This is a genomic window from Phycisphaerales bacterium, assembly GCA_020852515.1.
In the GTDB taxonomy this organism is placed as follows: Bacteria; Planctomycetota; Phycisphaerae; order Phycisphaerales; family UBA5793; genus UBA5793.
Genome location: JADZAS010000030.1, coordinates 218,088 through 235,564 on the forward strand (window position 1 = coordinate 218,088; position 17,477 = coordinate 235,564).

The 17,477-nt window shown below is 65.4% G+C and carries 10 protein-coding genes; 6 read left to right on the forward strand and 4 right to left on the reverse strand.

What is annotated here, in order from left to right; genetic code table 11:
- The first annotated feature begins 113 nt into the window (after nt 1-113).
- Nucleotides 114-1,226, forward strand: a complete 1,113-nt coding sequence (locus IT430_18500) for a DUF4185 domain-containing protein (protein MCC6909930.1) — start codon at nt 114-116, stop codon at nt 1,224-1,226.
- 12 nt (nt 1,227-1,238) lie between these two features.
- On the opposite strand, the gene IT430_18505 is transcribed toward IT430_18500, so the two are convergent.
- Nucleotides 1,239-3,341 carry a hypothetical protein gene (locus IT430_18505; GenBank protein ID MCC6909931.1) on the reverse strand — a complete coding sequence of 701 codons (2,103 nt, stop codon included), beginning with the start codon at nt 3,339-3,341 and terminating at the stop codon, nt 1,239-1,241.
- 247 nt (nt 3,342-3,588) lie between these two features.
- Here IT430_18505 and dnaN point away from each other — a divergent pair, with 247 nt between their 5' ends.
- Entirely contained in the window at nt 3,589-4,710 is a 1,122-nt protein-coding gene (gene dnaN, locus IT430_18510; GenBank protein ID MCC6909932.1) for a DNA polymerase III subunit beta, read from the forward strand.
- 195 nt (nt 4,711-4,905) lie between these two features.
- Here the strand turns inward: dnaN and glgP are convergent, their stop codons facing one another.
- A complete protein-coding gene (gene glgP, locus IT430_18515; protein ID MCC6909933.1) occupies nt 4,906-7,539 on the reverse strand; it encodes an alpha-glucan family phosphorylase in 2,634 nt (877 codons plus the stop codon).
- Between the two features lie 362 nt (nt 7,540-7,901).
- On the opposite strand from glgP, the gene dnaK reads away from it, so the two are divergent.
- Together dnaK and shc are read left to right on the forward strand one after the other, a co-directional pair.
- Nucleotides 7,902-9,812 carry a molecular chaperone DnaK gene (dnaK, locus tag IT430_18520; GenBank protein MCC6909934.1) on the forward strand — a complete coding sequence of 637 codons (1,911 nt, stop codon included), beginning with the start codon at nt 7,902-7,904 and terminating at the stop codon, nt 9,810-9,812.
- A gap of 171 nt (nt 9,813-9,983) precedes the next feature.
- The gene (gene shc / locus IT430_18525) at nt 9,984-11,972 is read left to right on the forward strand and encodes a squalene--hopene cyclase (GenBank protein ID MCC6909935.1); all 1,989 of its coding nucleotides are present in this window, start codon (nt 9,984-9,986) and stop codon (nt 11,970-11,972) included.
- On the opposite strand, the gene tmk is transcribed toward shc, so the two are convergent.
- Complete coding sequence (gene tmk, locus IT430_18530; protein ID MCC6909936.1) at nt 11,969-12,631, reverse strand: dTMP kinase; 663 nt, start codon at nt 12,629-12,631, stop codon at nt 11,969-11,971. The genes shc and tmk overlap by 4 nt on opposite strands.
- A gap of 112 nt (nt 12,632-12,743) precedes the next feature.
- On the opposite strand from tmk, the gene IT430_18535 reads away from it, so the two are divergent.
- Nucleotides 12,744-14,255: a VCBS repeat-containing protein gene (locus IT430_18535; protein MCC6909937.1), complete on the forward strand. Its 1,512-nt coding sequence runs from the start codon at nt 12,744-12,746 to the stop codon at nt 14,253-14,255.
- Between the two features lie 48 nt (nt 14,256-14,303).
- Nucleotides 14,304-15,347 (forward strand): hypothetical protein, encoded by a 1,044-nt coding sequence (locus IT430_18540; GenBank protein ID MCC6909938.1) that lies wholly within the window; start codon nt 14,304-14,306, stop codon nt 15,345-15,347.
- 31 nt (nt 15,348-15,378) lie between these two features.
- On the opposite strand, the gene ftsH is transcribed toward IT430_18540, so the two are convergent.
- Complete coding sequence (gene ftsH / locus IT430_18545) at nt 15,379-17,421, reverse strand: ATP-dependent zinc metalloprotease FtsH (protein ID MCC6909939.1); 2,043 nt, start codon at nt 17,419-17,421, stop codon at nt 15,379-15,381.
- Nucleotides 17,422-17,477 lie beyond the last annotated feature (56 nt).

Here is a 17,477-nt window from a genome sequence, read left to right on the forward strand (position 1 = left end):
CTCGGCGGGTACATATCGCCGAGAGGAGTCTTCCTGTGGGCTATGACTGCATCCATCGTTCGATCACGTCCGCCTTCGCACTCTCCGCCGCGCTCGCAACAAGCGGCAACTGTGTGGCGCAAAGCCCGCCGTTCCGCGTGATGCGCGACGCCGGCTGGATTCAACTGCTCGACCGCGACCACGGCTGGAACGCCGCAGATGGCTGCATCTCGATCCCGCTCAACGGCATCGAGGCGCCCGGGCTCGATCCGCAGCCGCGCACACTCTTCACGTTCGGCGATTCGATCATCGGCGACGTCGGGCCCGACGGCCGGCGCCTGCCCGGCAACGAGTTCATCAACAACTCGATGCTCTATGTCGATGGACTCGAACCCGATCCCGCCAGGTCGGATTTCATCTACGTCCGCAACGACGGCAATGGCCATCCGCGCTCAGCGTTCATTCCGACCACACCCGACGCCCAGCCGGGCGATTACTTCTGGCTGATGGATGGCCTCGCGCTGGGCGACTGGGTGCACGTTTTCGGCATCCACCTGCGTCCGCCGCCGGGCGGCGGCTGGCCGAGCAACCAGGGCATCACGATGATCACGATCCCCAAGGACAGCCGGCCGCCCTTTGAGGATCAGGTGCAGCGCAAGGTGCCGCTGTACGCGCCGCCCAACGGCGACATCGGGCCGTACCAGTTCCCGTCGTGCATCATGTCCAACACCCAGGCCGCCGGAGCGCCGCACCCGGATGGATACATCTACATCTACGGCGCCCGCGAAGATCCGTTCGTGAAGAAGGCAATCGTGGCGCGCGTGCTGCCCGAGCAGTTCGCCGACATCAGCGCCTGGCGCTACTGGGATGGCAGCGCGTGGGTCGAGGGCATCACGAACAGCGCCCCGATGACCGGCCGCATTTCGGGCGTCTACAGCGTGACCCCGATGCCCAGCGGCAAGTACATCATGGTGTTCCAGAAGGACACGATCGCGCCCGAGGTGGCCATCCGCATCGGCGACAGCCCGACGGGGCCTTGGGGCTCGATGATCGAGATCTACCACTGCCCCGAGACGGACCAGGACCCGGACATCTACGCGTACAACGCCAGCGCGCATCCGCACCTGAGCAAGCCAGGCGAACTGCTGATTTCCTACAGCGTGAACTCGTGGGATTTCGAGGATGCGTTCTGGATCGCCGACCTGGGAAGGCCGCGATTTATCCGGTTGAAGTTGACGGGGAATTGAGCGACTGGCCTGTTATCGCACCGTCTCATCGACCAAGTTGGAAATGCACTCTGCCGGGCAGGTTTGCTGCTGCGCGGCCTGGAGGAGCAGCCGGCGGCCGGACAGGCCTTGGGGCACGGGGATGCTGAAGGCCACCTCTCCGCGGGCGTCGAAGTGTTGCTCCGTCCCGCCGATGATGCGATTGACATTCACGCCCTGGATGCCGAATCGCGCGCAGAATAGAGTGAGTTCGCTGTTGATGTTCGTCTCTCCGGGCGCGAAGCCGTAGACGGTGATGCAGCGCTGTCCCGGAGTGCCGCGCGCGATCCGCACGGTGGCGTCCTGTCCGCCCACGAGGTTCTCCACCGAGAGACTCAGGCAGTGCTGGGCCTGGCCGAGGATGGCGTAGAGAACGAAGTCACCCGCCGCGAGCCCGGTGTAACGTGTGTCGGGCGGGGGCACGCTCCTAACATGGTAGAAGTCGGAACCCCACACAATGATCGTGCCGTCTCGTTTGAGTCCGGCGCTGAAATAATGCCCGTCGTTGAATCTACCCCCGGCGGCAACAGCCGCGAATCCGGTATTGGGTTCGGGCACATCGCACTGACCCACGTCGTTGAGTCCCCACGCCACGATCGAGCCGTCCGACTTGAGTCCGAGGCAGTGGTAATCGCTGCTCGACATCGCAATGAAGCCGGTGTTGGGCGGCGGCACGCTGGTCTCGCCAAATCGATTTTCGCCCCACGCGGCGATGGAGCCGTCGGAGCGCAGAGCCAGGCTGTGATTGCCCGCGGCGTCGATGGCGGTGAAGTCGCGATTCGGTTCGGGAATCTGGCGCAGGCCATAGCCGTAGGTGCCCCACGCCTGAAGCGTGCCGTCGCGCCGCAGGCCGAGATTGTGGTAGCGGCCTGCCGCGATGGAGATGAAGTTCGCGTTCGGGTCGGGCGGCGTCGTCTGGCCATAGGTGTTGTCCGATCCCCAGGCGGCGGTCGTGCCGTCGCCGCGCAGCGCCAGACTGTGGCGCAGTCCCGCGGCGATGCCCACATAGCCGGAGTTCGGAGACGGCGCGGGTTGCGTGTGGTTCCAGGTTTCGATCGAGCCGGTCACGCGAAGCGCCAATTCGCGCTGATCGCGAGCGGAGACGGCGACGAAGCCGGAGTTGTCCGGACTCAGATTCGTCTCGCCCTCGCGCCGGATGCCCCAGCACACCACGGAGCCATCGGACTTGAGGCCGATGCAACTCGACCGGGTCGCTGAGATGGCGACGAAACCCGCGTTCGGAACGGGAACCTCGTGCACACTCGGGCTCACGGCACCCCACACGACCACGCTACCGTCCTCTCTCAGGCCCATACTCATGGAACTGCCGGCTGCAATCGCGCCGAACCGACCGCTCGGCGGCGGTGTGCTAAGGACACTCCAGGAGTGATCGCCCCAGGCGACAATCGAGCCGTCGGCTCTCAGGGCAAGGCTGTGGCGCACACCGGCGGCGATGGCGACGTAGCCGCTGTTGGGTTCGGGCACGTTGCACTGCCCGTCATCATTGCGTCCCCACGCAGCGATCGATCCGTCAGAGCGCAGGCCGAGGCTGTGCCCGCCGCCGGCGGAAATTGCGATGAAGCCTTCGTTGGGGTCGGGCACATCGCACTGGCCATCGGCGTTGTATCCCCAGGCGACGATGGAATGGTCGCGCTTGAGGCCGAGGCTGTGGCCGTGATAGTCGAAGGTGCCTCCGCCACCGTCCACCGCGATGAAGTCTGTGTTCGGCGGCGGCACATCGCACTGGCCGTCGGCGTTCTCGCCCCACGCCAGGATCATCCCATCCTCATCCAGCGCGAGGCTGTGGCGCACGCCGCCTGCCAGTTGAACGAACCGCCGCGCGTGCGCGGGCACGAGCGATTGCCCGCCGCCGTTGGCGCCCCACGCGATGGCGCGACCATCGCTGCGCAGCGCCAGGGTGTGCCAGCCTCCCGAGGCAATGTGCTCGATTCCCGTCAGCTCAGATTGTGGCAGCAGCACCTGCTGGCCCCAGCCGACGAGCGCGCCCTCATCCTGTGCCGAAGTGTTCGCAGTCACAGACAGCACAACCGTCGCCGGCAACGCCAGCGCGTACATGAACAGAGTCCTCGTGTTCATCACAGGCCTCCTCGGCAGTGGGTTGTCATCGGGGTCTCCGGCGGAGTCCCCGGTCCTGCGGCGGGTGTGCGGCCCGTCTCTGGTTCAGTATACCTCAGGATCACTCGAAACCGCCAGAGATTTGACGAAACAAGGCGGAATCCCTCATCGCCGCTGCCCCGGCGCGGCGTGACTCCTCGCCGCCTTCGCCCCTGCCCCGCCCAACTCGCGGCATAGACTACGGCCAGACACAAACGGGAGGATGTCCATGAAGGTGATCTGCGATCGGGCGGCTCTGGTTGAGGCTCTCAACATCGTGACTGCGGCGGTGGCGCTGCGGACGCCCAAGCCCGTGCTCACGTGCATCAAACTCTCCGCCGGCGACGGGGCGCTCACCCTCGCCGCAACCGACCTCGAGGCCGCCCTGCGCCTCTCCACCGAGAAGGTGGACATCCACGAAGACGGCGAGGCGCTCATCCCCGCCGACAAGTTCAGCCAGATCTGTCGCGAGTCGGTCGATCCGACGCTGACCATCGAGGTCAAGGACGACGTGGCGAGCATCCGCGGGCAGGATTCGCGCTTCAAGGTGTTCGGCTATCCCGTGGGCGACTTTCCGCCGCTGCCCGAGACGGCCGACATCGGCAAGCCGGACTTCACCATCGACGCCGGACAGATCACCACGCTCATTGAGCGCACGCGCTTCGCCACCGCCCGCGAGAACTCGCGCTACGCGATCAACGGCGTGCTCATGAAGCGCAAGGCCAAGAAGGTCGAGTTCGTCGCGACCGACGGCCGGCGCCTGGCGGTGGCGCGCGGCACGTGCTCGAGCATCGGCGACAAGAACGAGAGCCAGTGCATCATCCCCAGCAAAGCGCTCAACCACCTCATGAAACTCACCGGCAGCCCGGAAGACAAGGTCAGCGCCTACATCACCGACAGCCAGGCGATTTTCATCGTCGGGCAGGACGGTCGCGAGGCCATGCTGGCGACGAATCTCGTGGAGGGCTCCTTCCCGCCCTACGAAGACGTCATTCCCAAGGACCTCGACAAGAAGGTGACGTTCGAACTCGACACGCTCGCCTCGGCCGTGCGCCGGGCGGCGCTGCTGACCAACGAAGAATCAAAGGGCGTGCGGCTGTCGTTCCGCGAGGGCGGGTTGACGATTTCGAGCCGCGCGCCCGAGATGGGCGAAGCGGAGATCAAGGTGCCGCTGGCCAAGTACGAAGGCGACGACGTGGAAGTAGGCTTCAACCCGACGTTCATCACCGATGCGCTCAAGGTGATTCACGCGGACCAGATCGTGTTCGAACTCAAGGCCCCGACCAAGCCCGGCATGATCCGCGCGGGCAACGACTTCACCTACGTGCTCATGCCGGTGAGCCTGAACTGAGCGAACGGGGCGGCGAAGGCGCAAGCGCCAGGGTGCCGTGGTCTAAGCGACGCTCTGGGAGCGCAGGCCACGCGGCGCGCCATTGACAATCAAGTCAGCCTGTTCATTCACCCGCGCATCGACGTGGCCTTCGGTCGCAGAGCCTCCCTCCAGACCACGGCACCCGCGGTGCAAGTGGCGTAAGTCGCCGGCGGCTCAATGCGCGGCGACCTGCGCGGCGCGCGGGGCGCTCTCGCTGCTGGTCGTCGCGCCTTGCGCATCCCAGGTGATCAGGCCGGGGATGAAGGGCGTGTGCAGGCGGTCGTCGGCCGGGATGACGCGCACGGCCAGGCCGCGCCGGCCCGACTGCTGGGCCACGATCTCGCCGGTGTAGCGGTGTCGTCCGTCGCCGAGGTCGGCCGCGTGGGTCATGTTTTCCGCCACGCCGTTGACGAGATCGCCGCTGGCTGCGACCGAGCCGGTGTAGATCTGCACGCACACTTCCTGCGGAGCGAATTCATCGAGGCGCACGATCACCTCGACGGGCATCGGCGCGCGGACCGGCAGCGGGCGGTGCGTGTCGGCGACGACCGATTCGATGCGGATGCGCTGCCAGAGCCGGCGGTAGCGCTCGATCTGCGCCGCCAGCCCGCGAGCGCCGGCCATGTTGTCGGCGGCAAGGCGCTTGGTGCGCAGGTGACTGCTCACGTAAAACAGATCGGCGTACTCGTGCACCATGCGATTGGTGTTGAACATCGGCGCCAGCGACTGGATGCACCGCTTCATCCGCGCCACCCAGCGGCGCGGCACGCCCGCCGAATCGCGATCGTAGAACTCGGGCAGGATGTGCCCCTCAAAGAGATCGTACAGGCTCGCCGACTCGATCGCGTCGGCCTGCTCGTCGCTCACGTAGCGTTCGCGCCGGCCGATGGCGAAGCCCGCCTGCGGCTCATAGCCCTCGTCCCACCAGCCGTCGAGAATGGAGCAGTTGACCACGCCGTTGACCGCCGCCTTCATGCCGCTCGTGCCCGATGCCTCGAGACCTCGGCGCGGCGTGTTGAGCCAGACGTCGCAGCCCGTGACGAGGTAGCGCGCCACGTTCATGTCGTAGTTCTCGAGGAACACGATTCGCGCGCTCTGGTCGCTCGAACCCTGCGAGAAGCGCGCGAGTTCGCGGATGAATTCTTTGCCCGCTGAGTCGGCCGGATGCGCCTTGCCGGCGATGAGAAACTGAATCGGCCGATTGGCGTCGGCGAGCAGGCGGCTGAGACGCTGCGGATCGCGCATGAGCAGCGTGGCCCGCTTGTAGGTCGCAAAGCGCCGCGCAAAGCCGATCGTCAGCGCATTGGGGTCAAGCGCCGCCACGGCTCGATCCGTTTCCTGCATGCTCCGGCCGTACGCTTCGCACTGCTCGCGCACGCGGGCGCGGGCCCAGGTGACGAGCTTGCTGCGCCGCTGGTTGTGGATGGCCCAGAGTTCTTCGTCGGGGATGTCGTTGATGCGGCTCCAGACCGTGAAGTCTGCCGGATCGTTCTGCCAGCGGTAGCCGAGGTAGCGGTTGAACAATTCGGCCATGTTGCGCGACAGCCACGAGCGCGAGTGCACGCCGTTGGTCACGTGCACGATGGGCACTTCCTCTTCGGGTACGGCAGGCCAGACGTTGCGCCACATTCTCCGGCTGACTTCGCCGTGCAGTTTGGAGACCGCGTTGCAGTAGTTCGACGTGCGGATCGCCAGCACCGCCATCGAGAAGTACTCGTTGCGGTCGAAGACGTTCTCGCGTCCCAGCGCCTGCAGGCCCTCCATGTCGAGCTTCAGCCCCGCGACGTACTCGCCGAAGTAGCGCTGCATGAGCGAGGAGTGGAACCGGTCGATGCCGGCGGGCACGGGCGTGTGCGTCGTGAAGATGTGGCCGGCCGACTGCATCGCCGCAGCCTCGACAAAGCTCATGTCGGTGCTCTCGATGAGCCGGCGGATGCGCTCGAGGGCGAGGAACGCGGCGTGGCCTTCGTTGATGTGGCACACGGTGGGTTCGATGCCGATCGCCGCCAGCGCGCGGATGCCGCCGATGCCCAGGATGATCTCCTGCTGGATGCGCATCTCCACGTCGCCGCCGTAGAGGTTGCGCGTGATCTGCCGATCGTCGGTCCGGTTCTCGGGAAGATTCGTGTCAAGCAGGTAGAGCGGCACGCGGCCGACCTGGCATTTCCACACCGCCACCCGCACATCGCGCTCGGGCAGACGCACGGTGATCTTCACCCAGTCGCCGTTGGTGTCGCGCACGCGATTGATGGGCTGGTTGGCGAAATCGAGATCGGGATACGTCTCCTGCTGCCAGCCGTCGGCGTTGAGGTACTGCATGAAGTAGCCGTGCTGGTAGAGCAGGCCGACGCCGACCAGCGGGATGCCCAGTTCGCTGGCGGACTTGAGATGGTCGCCCGCGAGGATGCCCAGGCCGCCCGAGTAGATCTGGAAGCACTCGGTCAGGCCGAACTCGGCTGAGAAGTAAGCGATCTTCGCATCGCGCACGTCGGCATGCGCATTGGAGAACCAGCCGTGCGACGAGACGTGCTGATCGAGCTGGCTGTAGACGCGGTAGATCTCGTGCAGAAAGCTCTCATCGCGCGACGCCTGTTCGAGGCGATCCTGGCTGACGTGGCCGAGGAGTTTGACGGGGTTGTGCCCGTGGATGTGCCACTGCTCGGGGTCGAGGCGCACGAACAGCGCAATGGCCTCGGGATTCCACGTCCACCAGAGGTTGCGCGCGATGTCCAGCAGCGGCTGGAGGGCTTCGGGCAAGGAGGGAATGACGCGGAACGGGCGGATGTGCGCCTGATCGGATCGAAGCATGTCTGGGCGTCCACGCCGCGCTGGCGGCAAGTAAAGGTGACTGGGCGGAGGATTCTACGAACATCGGCACGCCCGCCCGTGAGTCTGAGGCCGATGCGGGGATTCTTATCGGTTCCAGCCCGTCGCCGGGGCGAAGCAGGGCACGCCCGGCCCCAAACCGGGGGTCAACCGCCATTCTGGCAGACGCTGCCGTGATCGTGTGCCGCATTTCGGCGTTCTTGACCCCGCCAGGGCCGATGGCGGCTCCTCACGCGGGCTCAGCCGTGGCATCGCGGTTGCGGTTTGCCCCCAAGCGGATTCCCTCGGCCCGCGCCGCCGGACCGCTCGTACAGTTTGAAAAGTCACCCGGAAGGAACTCCGTCATGTCAAAAATCATCGGCATCGACCTCGGCACGACCAACTCGGTGGTCGCCGTCATGGAAGGCGGCCAGCCGAAGGTTCTCATCAACTCTTCGGGCAACCGCATTACGCCGTCAATCGTCGCGTTCACCGACAAGGGCGAGCGCCTCGTCGGCCAGCCTGCCAAGCACCAGCAGGTCACCAACCCCAAAAACACCATCTACTCGATCAAGCGCTTCATGGGCCGCCGGCACAACGAAGTGCACAATGAAGAGAAGATGGTGCCCTACGAAGTGTTCGGCGGCGGCGATGAACTCGTCAAGGTCAAGGTCCGCGACAAGACCTTCACCCCGCCCGAAGTCTCGGCCATGATCCTCCAGGATCTCAAGAAGACCGCCGAAGACTACCTCGGCGAGAAGGTCGATCGCGCGGTCATCACCGTGCCCGCCTACTTCAACGACAGCCAGCGCCAGGCGACCAAGGACGCCGGCGAGATCGCCGGCCTCAAGGTCGAGCGCATCATCAACGAGCCGACCGCAGCAGCGCTCGCGTACGGTCTCGAGAAGAAGAAGAACGCCAAGATCGCCGTCTTTGACCTCGGCGGCGGCACGTTCGATATCTCCATTCTCGACATCGGCGACGGCGTGTTCGAAGTGCTCAGCACCAACGGCGACACGCACCTCGGCGGCGACGACTTCGACCAGTACCTCATCGACTTCGTGGCCGAAGAGTTCCGCAAGAAGGAAGGCATCGACATCCGCAAGGATCCGATGGCCCTGCAGCGCCTCAAGGAAGGGTGCGAAAAGGCCAAGTGCGAACTCTCCAGCACCATGGAGACCAACATCAACCTGCCGTTCATCACGGCGGACCAGAACGGCCCCAAGCACCTGCTCGTCACCGTGACGCGCGCCAAGTTTGAGTCGCTCTGCGAACCGCTGTTCGCCCGGCTCAAGGGCCCGTGCGAGCAGGCGCTCAAGGACGCCCGCGTCAACCCGAGCGACATCGGCGAGGTTGTCCTCGTCGGCGGCTCGACGCGCATGCCCCGCGTGCAGGAGATGGCCAAGCAGATCTTCCAGACGCAGGAACTCGACAAGTCGATCAACCCCGACGAAGTCGTGGCAGTCGGCGCGGCCATCCAGGGCGGCGTGCTTCAGGGCGACGTCAAGGACGTGCTCCTGCTCGACGTCACGCCGCTTTCGCTGGGCGTCGAAACGCTCGGCGGCGTCATGACGCGCCTCATCGAGAAGAACACGACCATTCCCACGTCGCGCAAGGAGATCTTCTCCACTGCGGCCGACAACCAGACGAGCGTGACCATCCACGTCCTGCAGGGCGAGCGCGAATTCGCCCGCGACAACCGGACGCTGGCGCGCTTCGACCTGGCGGACATCGCCCCGGCGCCGCGCGGCATGCCGCAGATCGAAGTCGAGTTCGCCATCGACGCCAACGGCATCCTCAACGTCTCTGCGACCGACAAGGCCACCGGCAAGCGCCAGCAGGTCGAGGTCAAGGGATCCAGCGGCCTGAGCAAGGACGAGGTCGAGAAGATGCGCCGCGACGCCGAGGCCCACGCGGCCGAGGACAAGGCGCAGCGCGAACTCGTCGATCTCAAGAACCGCGCGGAGAACATCGTCTACCAGACCCGCAAGCACCTCACCGAGCACGGCGACAAGGTCTCGGGCGACGTGCGCGGCCAGATCGAGTCGGCTCTGAGCAACGTCGAGAGCAAACTCAAGGAAGACGACAAGAACGCCATCGAAGCCGCGCTCAAGGAACTCGAGCGCGTCTCCATGGAACTCGGCAAGGCCGTGTACGAATCGCAGTCCAAGGCGGCCCCCGGCGGCGCTGCGCCCGGCGGGCAAGGCGGCGGCCAGAGCGACAAGGGTGAAGATGTCATCGACGCCGAGTACGAAGTCAAGGATGACAACAGCTGACCTGCCCGTTCAACACTCCTTTTGCTGGCCCGCGCTCCCACCGAGCGCGGGCCTTCTTCGTTTCCGGACCGGCGACAGCGAGATGCGCGGCATCGACCCCAGCAACCGCGCCGGGCGGTGGCGCTAAACTTCTGGCCCGCCCTTGTGCTGATCGCGGAAGCAGGAGAGATCGTGACCACACTGGCCAGCCTCCAAGCCGAAACACGGCCGCAGCAGCGGCCATCCGACGCCGCCCTCGACGCCGCGAAACTGGCGGTCGAGCGTGCTGCCGCCGCGCTGCTCTCGCTGCAGAAACCCGATGGCCACTGGTGCGCTGAACTGGAAGGCGATTCGATCCTCAACAGCGAATACACGCTCATGAAGTGGATCCTCCGCCAGGAAGACGATCCGCGCCTGCCGAAGATCATGACCTATCTCCGCCGCCTCCAGCGCAGTGACGGGGCGTGGGGCCAGTACCCCGGCAGCGGCGTGGATGTGAGCGCCACGGTCAAGGCGTATGTGTGCCTGCTGCTCGATGGAGACAGCCCGAGCGAGCCGCACATGCAGCGCGCGGCGGAAGCGATCCGCTCGCATGGCGGCGCCGAGGCGTGCAACAGTTTCAGTAACTTTTATCTCGCCGCGCTCGGGCTGATCGACTGGGACGCCGTGCCGGCCATCCCGCCGGAGATGATCTACCTGCCGCGCTGGTTCTACTTCCACCTCGACAAGGTCTCGGCGTGGACACGCACGATGATCCTGCCCTTGGCGATCTGCACGGCATTGCGCCCCGTGCGCGCCCTGTCGGCGCAGATCAGCATCGATCATCTCTTCAATGACATTCGGTTCAAGAAGACGCTGTCGAAGAAGTTCGATTCGTTCCCGTTCACGTGGAACAACTTCTTTCTCGCGGTTGATCGCGTGCTCAAGATCATCCAGCGGGCCGATGCGTCGCCGCTGCGCCGCAGCGCGCTGCGAAAGGCGGAGAAATGGATTCTCGATCGCGCCGATGCAAGGCACACGGCGGGGCTGGGCGCCATCTTTCCACCGATGGTGTATCTGCAGATCGCCTTCGATGCGCTGGGCTACGAACGCTCGCACCCGGTCATGCAGCAGGCCGAGCGCGACCTCGATGACTTCATCATCGAGGAAGAGGATCACATTCGCATCCAGCCGTGCTTCTCGCCGGTGTGGGACACGGGCATCGCGCTCTACGCCCTGACCGAGTGCGGCAGGACCATTTCCAATTCACCCGAGGTCTCCCGCGCCTGCGAGTGGCTGCTGGCCAAAGAGAACCGTCTCGCCGGCGACTGGCCGCGCACGGTGGACGCCGCGCCGGCCGGGTGGTTCTTCGAGTATCACAACGAGTGGTATCCCGATGTCGATGACACGGCGATGGTCGCGATGGCCCTGCACCGCGCCGGCGGGCAAGCGAATCGCGCTGCGGGCCAGCGGGGCGTGCAGTGGATCTTCGCCATGCAGAATGACGACGGCGGCTGGGCTGCGTTCGACAAGACGCGCGATCGGCCCATCCTCGAGAAGGTCCCCTTCGCCGATCACAACGCGATGCAGGATCCGTCATGCCCCGACATCACCGGCCGCGTGCTCGAATGCCTCGCGTGGCACGGCATCCGCGCCGATCATCCCGCCGTGCAGCGCGCGGTGAAGTACATCAGATCGAAGCAGGAGCCGGAGGGCTGCTGGTTCGGCCGCTGGGGCGTGAACTACATCTACGGCACGTGGCAGTCCATCGGCGGTATGCGCCACATCGGCGTGGACATGAATCAGCCGTGGATCCAGCGAGCCGGCCACTGGCTCAAGAGCGTGCAGAAGAGCGACGGCTCGTTCGGCGAGTCCGCCAACTCCTATGAAGACCCTTCGCTAAAGGGCATCGGTCCTTCAACCGCATCGCAGACCGCCTGGGCCGCGATGACGCTGCAGGTGGTCTTCGGCCCGCACGATCCCGACCTCGCCCGCGCCATCCGCTGGCTGTGCGACACCCAACTCAGCGCCGGCGACGCGCCGGATCGATCACTCAATCCCGATGGCGATCCGCCGGGCTCCTGGGTCGAGACCGAGTTCACCGGCACGGGCTTCCCGCGTGTGTTCTATCTCCGCTACCACCTCTATCGCCTGTACTTCCCGCTGATGGCGATCGCGCGGTGGGTGCATGCGCAGGGCTAAGAACGGCTGTACCGTTGCGCCATCGATTCGAGCAGCGCGTTCCACACCGTGTTCGCGTCGCCGTTGGCGTCGATGACGAGATGCTGGCCCGGCTGCTCGCGCGCCTGCGACAGGTAACCTTCGCGCACGCGCTTGTGGTACGCCGCGCCCTTGGCCTCCATGCGATCGAGCAGCGGATTGAGGCGCGATGCGGCCGTCTCGGGCGTCACGTCGAAGATGACGATGAGATGCGGCGAGACTTGGCCGCACGCGATGCGCGCCACGGCCCGGATGTCATCCAGGTCCATCCCGCCCGCGGCGCCTTGGTAGGCCAGTGTCGAACTCACGAACCGGTCGGCGAGCACGACCTCGCCGCGGCTCAGCGCGGGGCCGATGCGCTCGGCGACGAGCTGGGCCCGGCTGGCCATGTAGAGCAGCATCTCAGCCCGCACGTCGAGATCGACGTGGCGATGATCGAGCAGCACGTGGCGGATTTCTTCGCCGATCAGCGTGCCGCCCGGCTCGCGCACTTCGCACACCGTCAGCCCGCGCGCTGACGCAAAGTCCGAAAACCGGCGAAACTGAGTCGATTTCCCTGATCCATCCGGCCCATCGAAGACAATAAACTGCCCCGCAAGGCGGTTGTGCCAGTCAGAGAGAGTCGGTGCGGCCGCGGACACGGCACGATGATGCGCCCGCCGGCCGTCTAAGGCAAGTCGCCGGGCAGATTGAGGCCTGCCGCCGCGAATCAACCGGTACAATGTCACGGGGCCCAGCAGCGGAGGAAGAATCATGAACCTGATCGCCATTTCACTCGCACTCGCCGCGGCTGCCGGCCCGCCGTTTGGCAGCGTCCGCGACACGCTGCCGCCGCGCTACGTCGAATCGTCCATCGGCCTCGGCTCGCCGCAGTGGGATGGCGGCCGCACGATGCTGCGCCTGGCCGATCTCAATCTCGACGGAAATCCCGACATCGTCACCGTCGGCGATCACGGCTCGCCGTTTGTCAACACCGACATGCACGGCATCACCGTGTGGTTCGGCGACGGCACCGGGCAGTGGCAATCCTTCCAGAGCGGCAACTTCGGCTACGGCGGAGTCGCAGTCGGCGATGTGAACAACGACGGCCTGCCCGACGTCGGCTGGGGCGTGCATCACGACTACGGCTCGGGCGGCTTTGGCGATCGCGTCATGGGCGTCGCGCTCGGCGACGGCACCGGCCGCAACTGGACGCCGTGGGACCAGGGCCTCGGCGAGAATGGCCAGTCGTGGGGCATGTTCGGCACCGAGTTCACTGACATCAACGTGGACGGCCGGCTCGACATCGCGTCCGTCTCGTTCGGCTGCTGCGACGGGTTTCACGCCTACCTCAACAACGGCGACGGCACGTGGACTCGCTCGTTTGGCTTCCTCGGCGGCAACTCGACGATGGATGTCGCGGCCGGCGACGTGAACAACGACGGCTACGCCGACTTCGCCATCGCGCACCAGAACGGCACGATCTACCTCGGCGACGGGCAAGGGGGCTTCACCATCGGCGATGAGAATCTGCCGCCCGGCGGCAACCTGGGGCGGCGCGGCGTCGCGCTGGGCGATGTGAACGGCGACGCCTTCGACGACCTGTCGCTGGTCAACAGCGCCGGCGGCGTCGAGGTCTATCTCCAGGCGCCCGGCTCATCGCAGTGGGTGCTCTGGAGCGAGGGACTGCCCGCGAGCGGCGCGTGGGAGGCGACCAAACTCGCCGACATGAACAGCGACGGCTGGACCGACGTCGTCGCGTTCGGCAACGGGCGACTCGCCGTGTGGCTCTTCGACGGCGATCGCACGTGGAGGGGCGCGGCGACGTTTACCGTGCCCAACCCCGGCGACTACGCGGCGATGGTGGTTGGCGACGCGACGCACAACGGCCGGCCCGACATCGCCATCGTCAGCGACCAGGGCAGCCTCTTCAACTCGCGCAACAAGCTGCAGTTCTTCCGCGAGACGACCGAGCCGCGGGCGCTGCGCATCCGCGTTACGGGGCCGCCGAGGTATCGCACCATTCGCGAAGGCGCGGTGGTCTTCATCGACTGGACGTGCGCGGTGCCCGGCAACGTGCCGGCGCGCGTGAAAATCGAATTGAGCGAAGCGGGCCGGCTCGGGCCATGGATGACCCTCGGCGACAACCTGCCCAACAGCGGGCGCTATCAGGCAAGGGTCGATGTGACGCAGTACAACGCCGAAGCGTACCTCCGCGCGACGGTGACGACGTCCAGCGGCAGCGCCGTGGATGTGGCGGGTCCGTTTTCGATTCTGCCTCGTTGACTCACACTCTCGCGCTTTGTGTTCGGGAGCACTGCATTGGAATTTGCCATGACTGAACCGACGGCGTCTCCCAACAACCTGCCACCTGCCACGTTCACGCTCGGAACCTTCGCGCGGACGCTGCTGCTCATCTCGGTGGCGTTGATCGCGGGGATGACGATTCGCCGGAAAGTCAATGCGAATGCGGACCTGCAGATGGCCTATCTGGCGGGATTCGTCGTCGGAACGCTCGGCACGTCGGCGCTGCTGGCGATGATCTTGTGGGGCATCGGATGGTGCTTCTATCGCGTTTCGCGCCGCAGCCGCACCATTGGACGCAGTGTCGTTCTCGTGCTGTCCAGCATTCTGGCGTTTGGCACGCTGGTCAACGGCCTGATCGAATCACGGAATTCGCGAGCAGAGGCGCGGGTGCATGAAATCGTGCACAACATCCACGCGGATCGCGAGAAACAATTCAACGAGACCGGCGTGATCATCCCAGACGTTGATGCGGTGCACGAGGCGAACACCGCCCTGTCCGAGTTCGTCAACTCGAAGTCCGGCATCGAGAAGATTACGGGCCAGATCATGGTCGAGTTCAACAACGAGCTGATTGAGCTGGCGGCACAGTACCAGAAGGCCGTCGAGGCATTCGGCAGCGCCGGCGGCAACGAGGTGAGCACGATAACCGATGCGAAGGTGATCACCGCCCGGATCGATCTCATTGACGCGGCTCTCAAGTGCAGCGGGGCAGTCTCAGACGCGCTCGAAGCAGCGCCTGAAACGCTGCATACGAAAATGCTCCAGCGCGGCGTTCCGGATGACTATGCGGGAAAGTTCCTTGCAAGCGCGTTCATTGCAATGCGTCTCGTCGAGGCCATGGAGATTCGCCGTCTGGAAACACTGATTCTCCAACTCCAGCGGCAGCAACTTCAGTTTCTCGAAACGCGGTGGGGCTACTGGTCGTTCGACAGCGAGACGAATCAGATCGTCATCGAGGCTGAAGACCTTGCATCCAAGTACGACGACCTGATCCATGAAATGGAAGAGGCGGTGCAAGCGCAACAGGTTCTGCTGCGCTCTCTGATCGATGCCCAGCAAGACCGAAATTGAGCTGGACCTGATCTGGAACAGGCTCGCCGCGTCACGCCGGACTCGGCACCACTCCCGAGCCGGGTTCTTCGCCGTCTGCGGCCGGGGCGTTCTTGCCGACGATCGACTCGCCGGGGGCTCGCTTCTTGCGATGCTCGGCGGCGAGCAGGTCGCTCACCGTGGGCTTGTCGATCGTGTCACCGCGCATCAGGCGGTGCACTTCGTCGGCGCTGAGCGTCTCGAACTTGAGCAGCGCATCGGCGACGGCCTCGACCTTTTGCCAGTTCTCGCGGATCAGCTTTTCGCAGTCGGTGTACGCCTCGTCGCTGAGGCGCTTGATCTCCTCGTCGATGATGCGTGCCGTTTCGTCTGAATAGCCTTTCTCGGGCAGCGCGAAGTCGCCGGCTTCGTCGTGGCCGTAGCGCACGAATCCCAGCCGCTTGCTCATGCCCCATTCGAGGATCATCATCCGCGCGAAGGCGGTGACCTGGGCAATGTCCTGGGCCGCGCCCGACGACACGTCGCCGGTCATGATCTCCTCAGCGATGCGGCCGCCGCACATGACGCGCATGGTGGACTGGAGGTACTTGAGCCCAAAGCCGTAGCGGTCCTTTTCGGGCAGGCTGAACGTCGCCCCGCCGTACTGGCCGCGCGGAATGATCGTCACCTTGTGCAGCGGATCGGCGTCAGGCAGCAGCGACTGCACCACGGCGTGTCCTGCTTCGTGGTAGGCCGTGGCCACCTTTTCCTTTTCTTCGATGACGCGGCTCTTGCGGGCCCGGCCGAACTTGATCTTGTCGCGCGACTCGTCGAGGTCGTCCTGATCGACGTAGTCCTTGCCGGCGAGGGTGGCGATGATCGCCGCTTCGTTGATGATCGCGGCGAGATCGGCGCCCGAGAACATCGGCGTGCCGCGCGCTGTGCGCTCGAGGTTGACCGTCGGCGCCAGTTTCACCTTGCGCGCGTGGACCTTGAGGATCTCCGTGCGGCCCTTGAGATCGGGCAGCGAGACGATGACCTGGCGGTCGAAGCGGCCCGGGCGCGTCAGCGCCGGGTCGAGCACGTCGGCGCGGTTGGTCGCGGCGATGACGATGACCTGGTCGCTGGTTTCGAAGCCGTCCATCTCGACGAGAATCGCGTTGAGCGTCTGCTCGCGCTCGTCGTTGCCGCCGGTGGCAAATCCGCTGCCGCGCTTGCGGCCGACGGCGTCGATCTCATCGAGGAAGATGATGCAGGGATTATTTTCCTTGGCCTGCTTGAAGAGGTCGCGCACGCGGCTGGCTCCGACGCCCACGAACATCTCAACGAAGTCAGAGCCGGAGATCGAGAAGAAAGGCACGTCCGCCTCGCCGGCGATGGCCTTGGCCAGCAGCGTCTTGCCGCAGCCCGGCGGGCCGTTGAGCAGCACGCCGCGCGGGATGCGCGCGCCCAGGCGCTGAAACTTCTTGGGATTCTTGAGGAACTCGACGATCTCGGTGAGTTCGTCTTTGGCCTCTTCGATGCCCGCCACGTCGGCAAAGGTGACGTTGGTGTGTTCCTTGCTGGTCAGGCGGTGCCGCGAGCGGCCGAAGCTGCCGAACATCCCCGCCCCGCCACCGGCGCTGCGCAGGCCGCGGAACAGGAAGAACCAGATCACGCCGAAGATGAGGATCCACGGCAGCAGGCCCACGAGCAGGCTGGGCCAGAGGGACGGATTCGCGTCGTCTTTCCATGCCCCGTTGGTGAGTTCATTCAGTTGCTGCTTGTAGAACTCGTCGGGCTTGCTGATGGGAACGCGGATGGTGCCCTTTGGATAGTTGCCGGTGCTCTCGCGCAGCTCGCCGTAGATCCCGTTGGCGCGGAGCACGACGCTGTCGCGATCGATCTTGTCCTGCTCATACAGCGTCTGGAACTCACCCCAGAGCAGGGCCTGGCCCGGCTGCTTGCTGTTGAAAACGACGAAAAGCAGCAGCGCCAGCGCCACGAGCATGATCCACATGAGCAGGCTGCGGCTCATGCGCATGTTCGGCGGCGGAGGCGGCTGATCGGGGCGACGACCCGGGCCACCCGGCTCGCGCGAGTCGCGTTTCTGATTCTTCGGAGAATTGTCAGCCATGAGGTGCTGTTCCCACAAGCCCCTGCAGCCCGGCCCTGTGCCGCGCGTGCGATGCC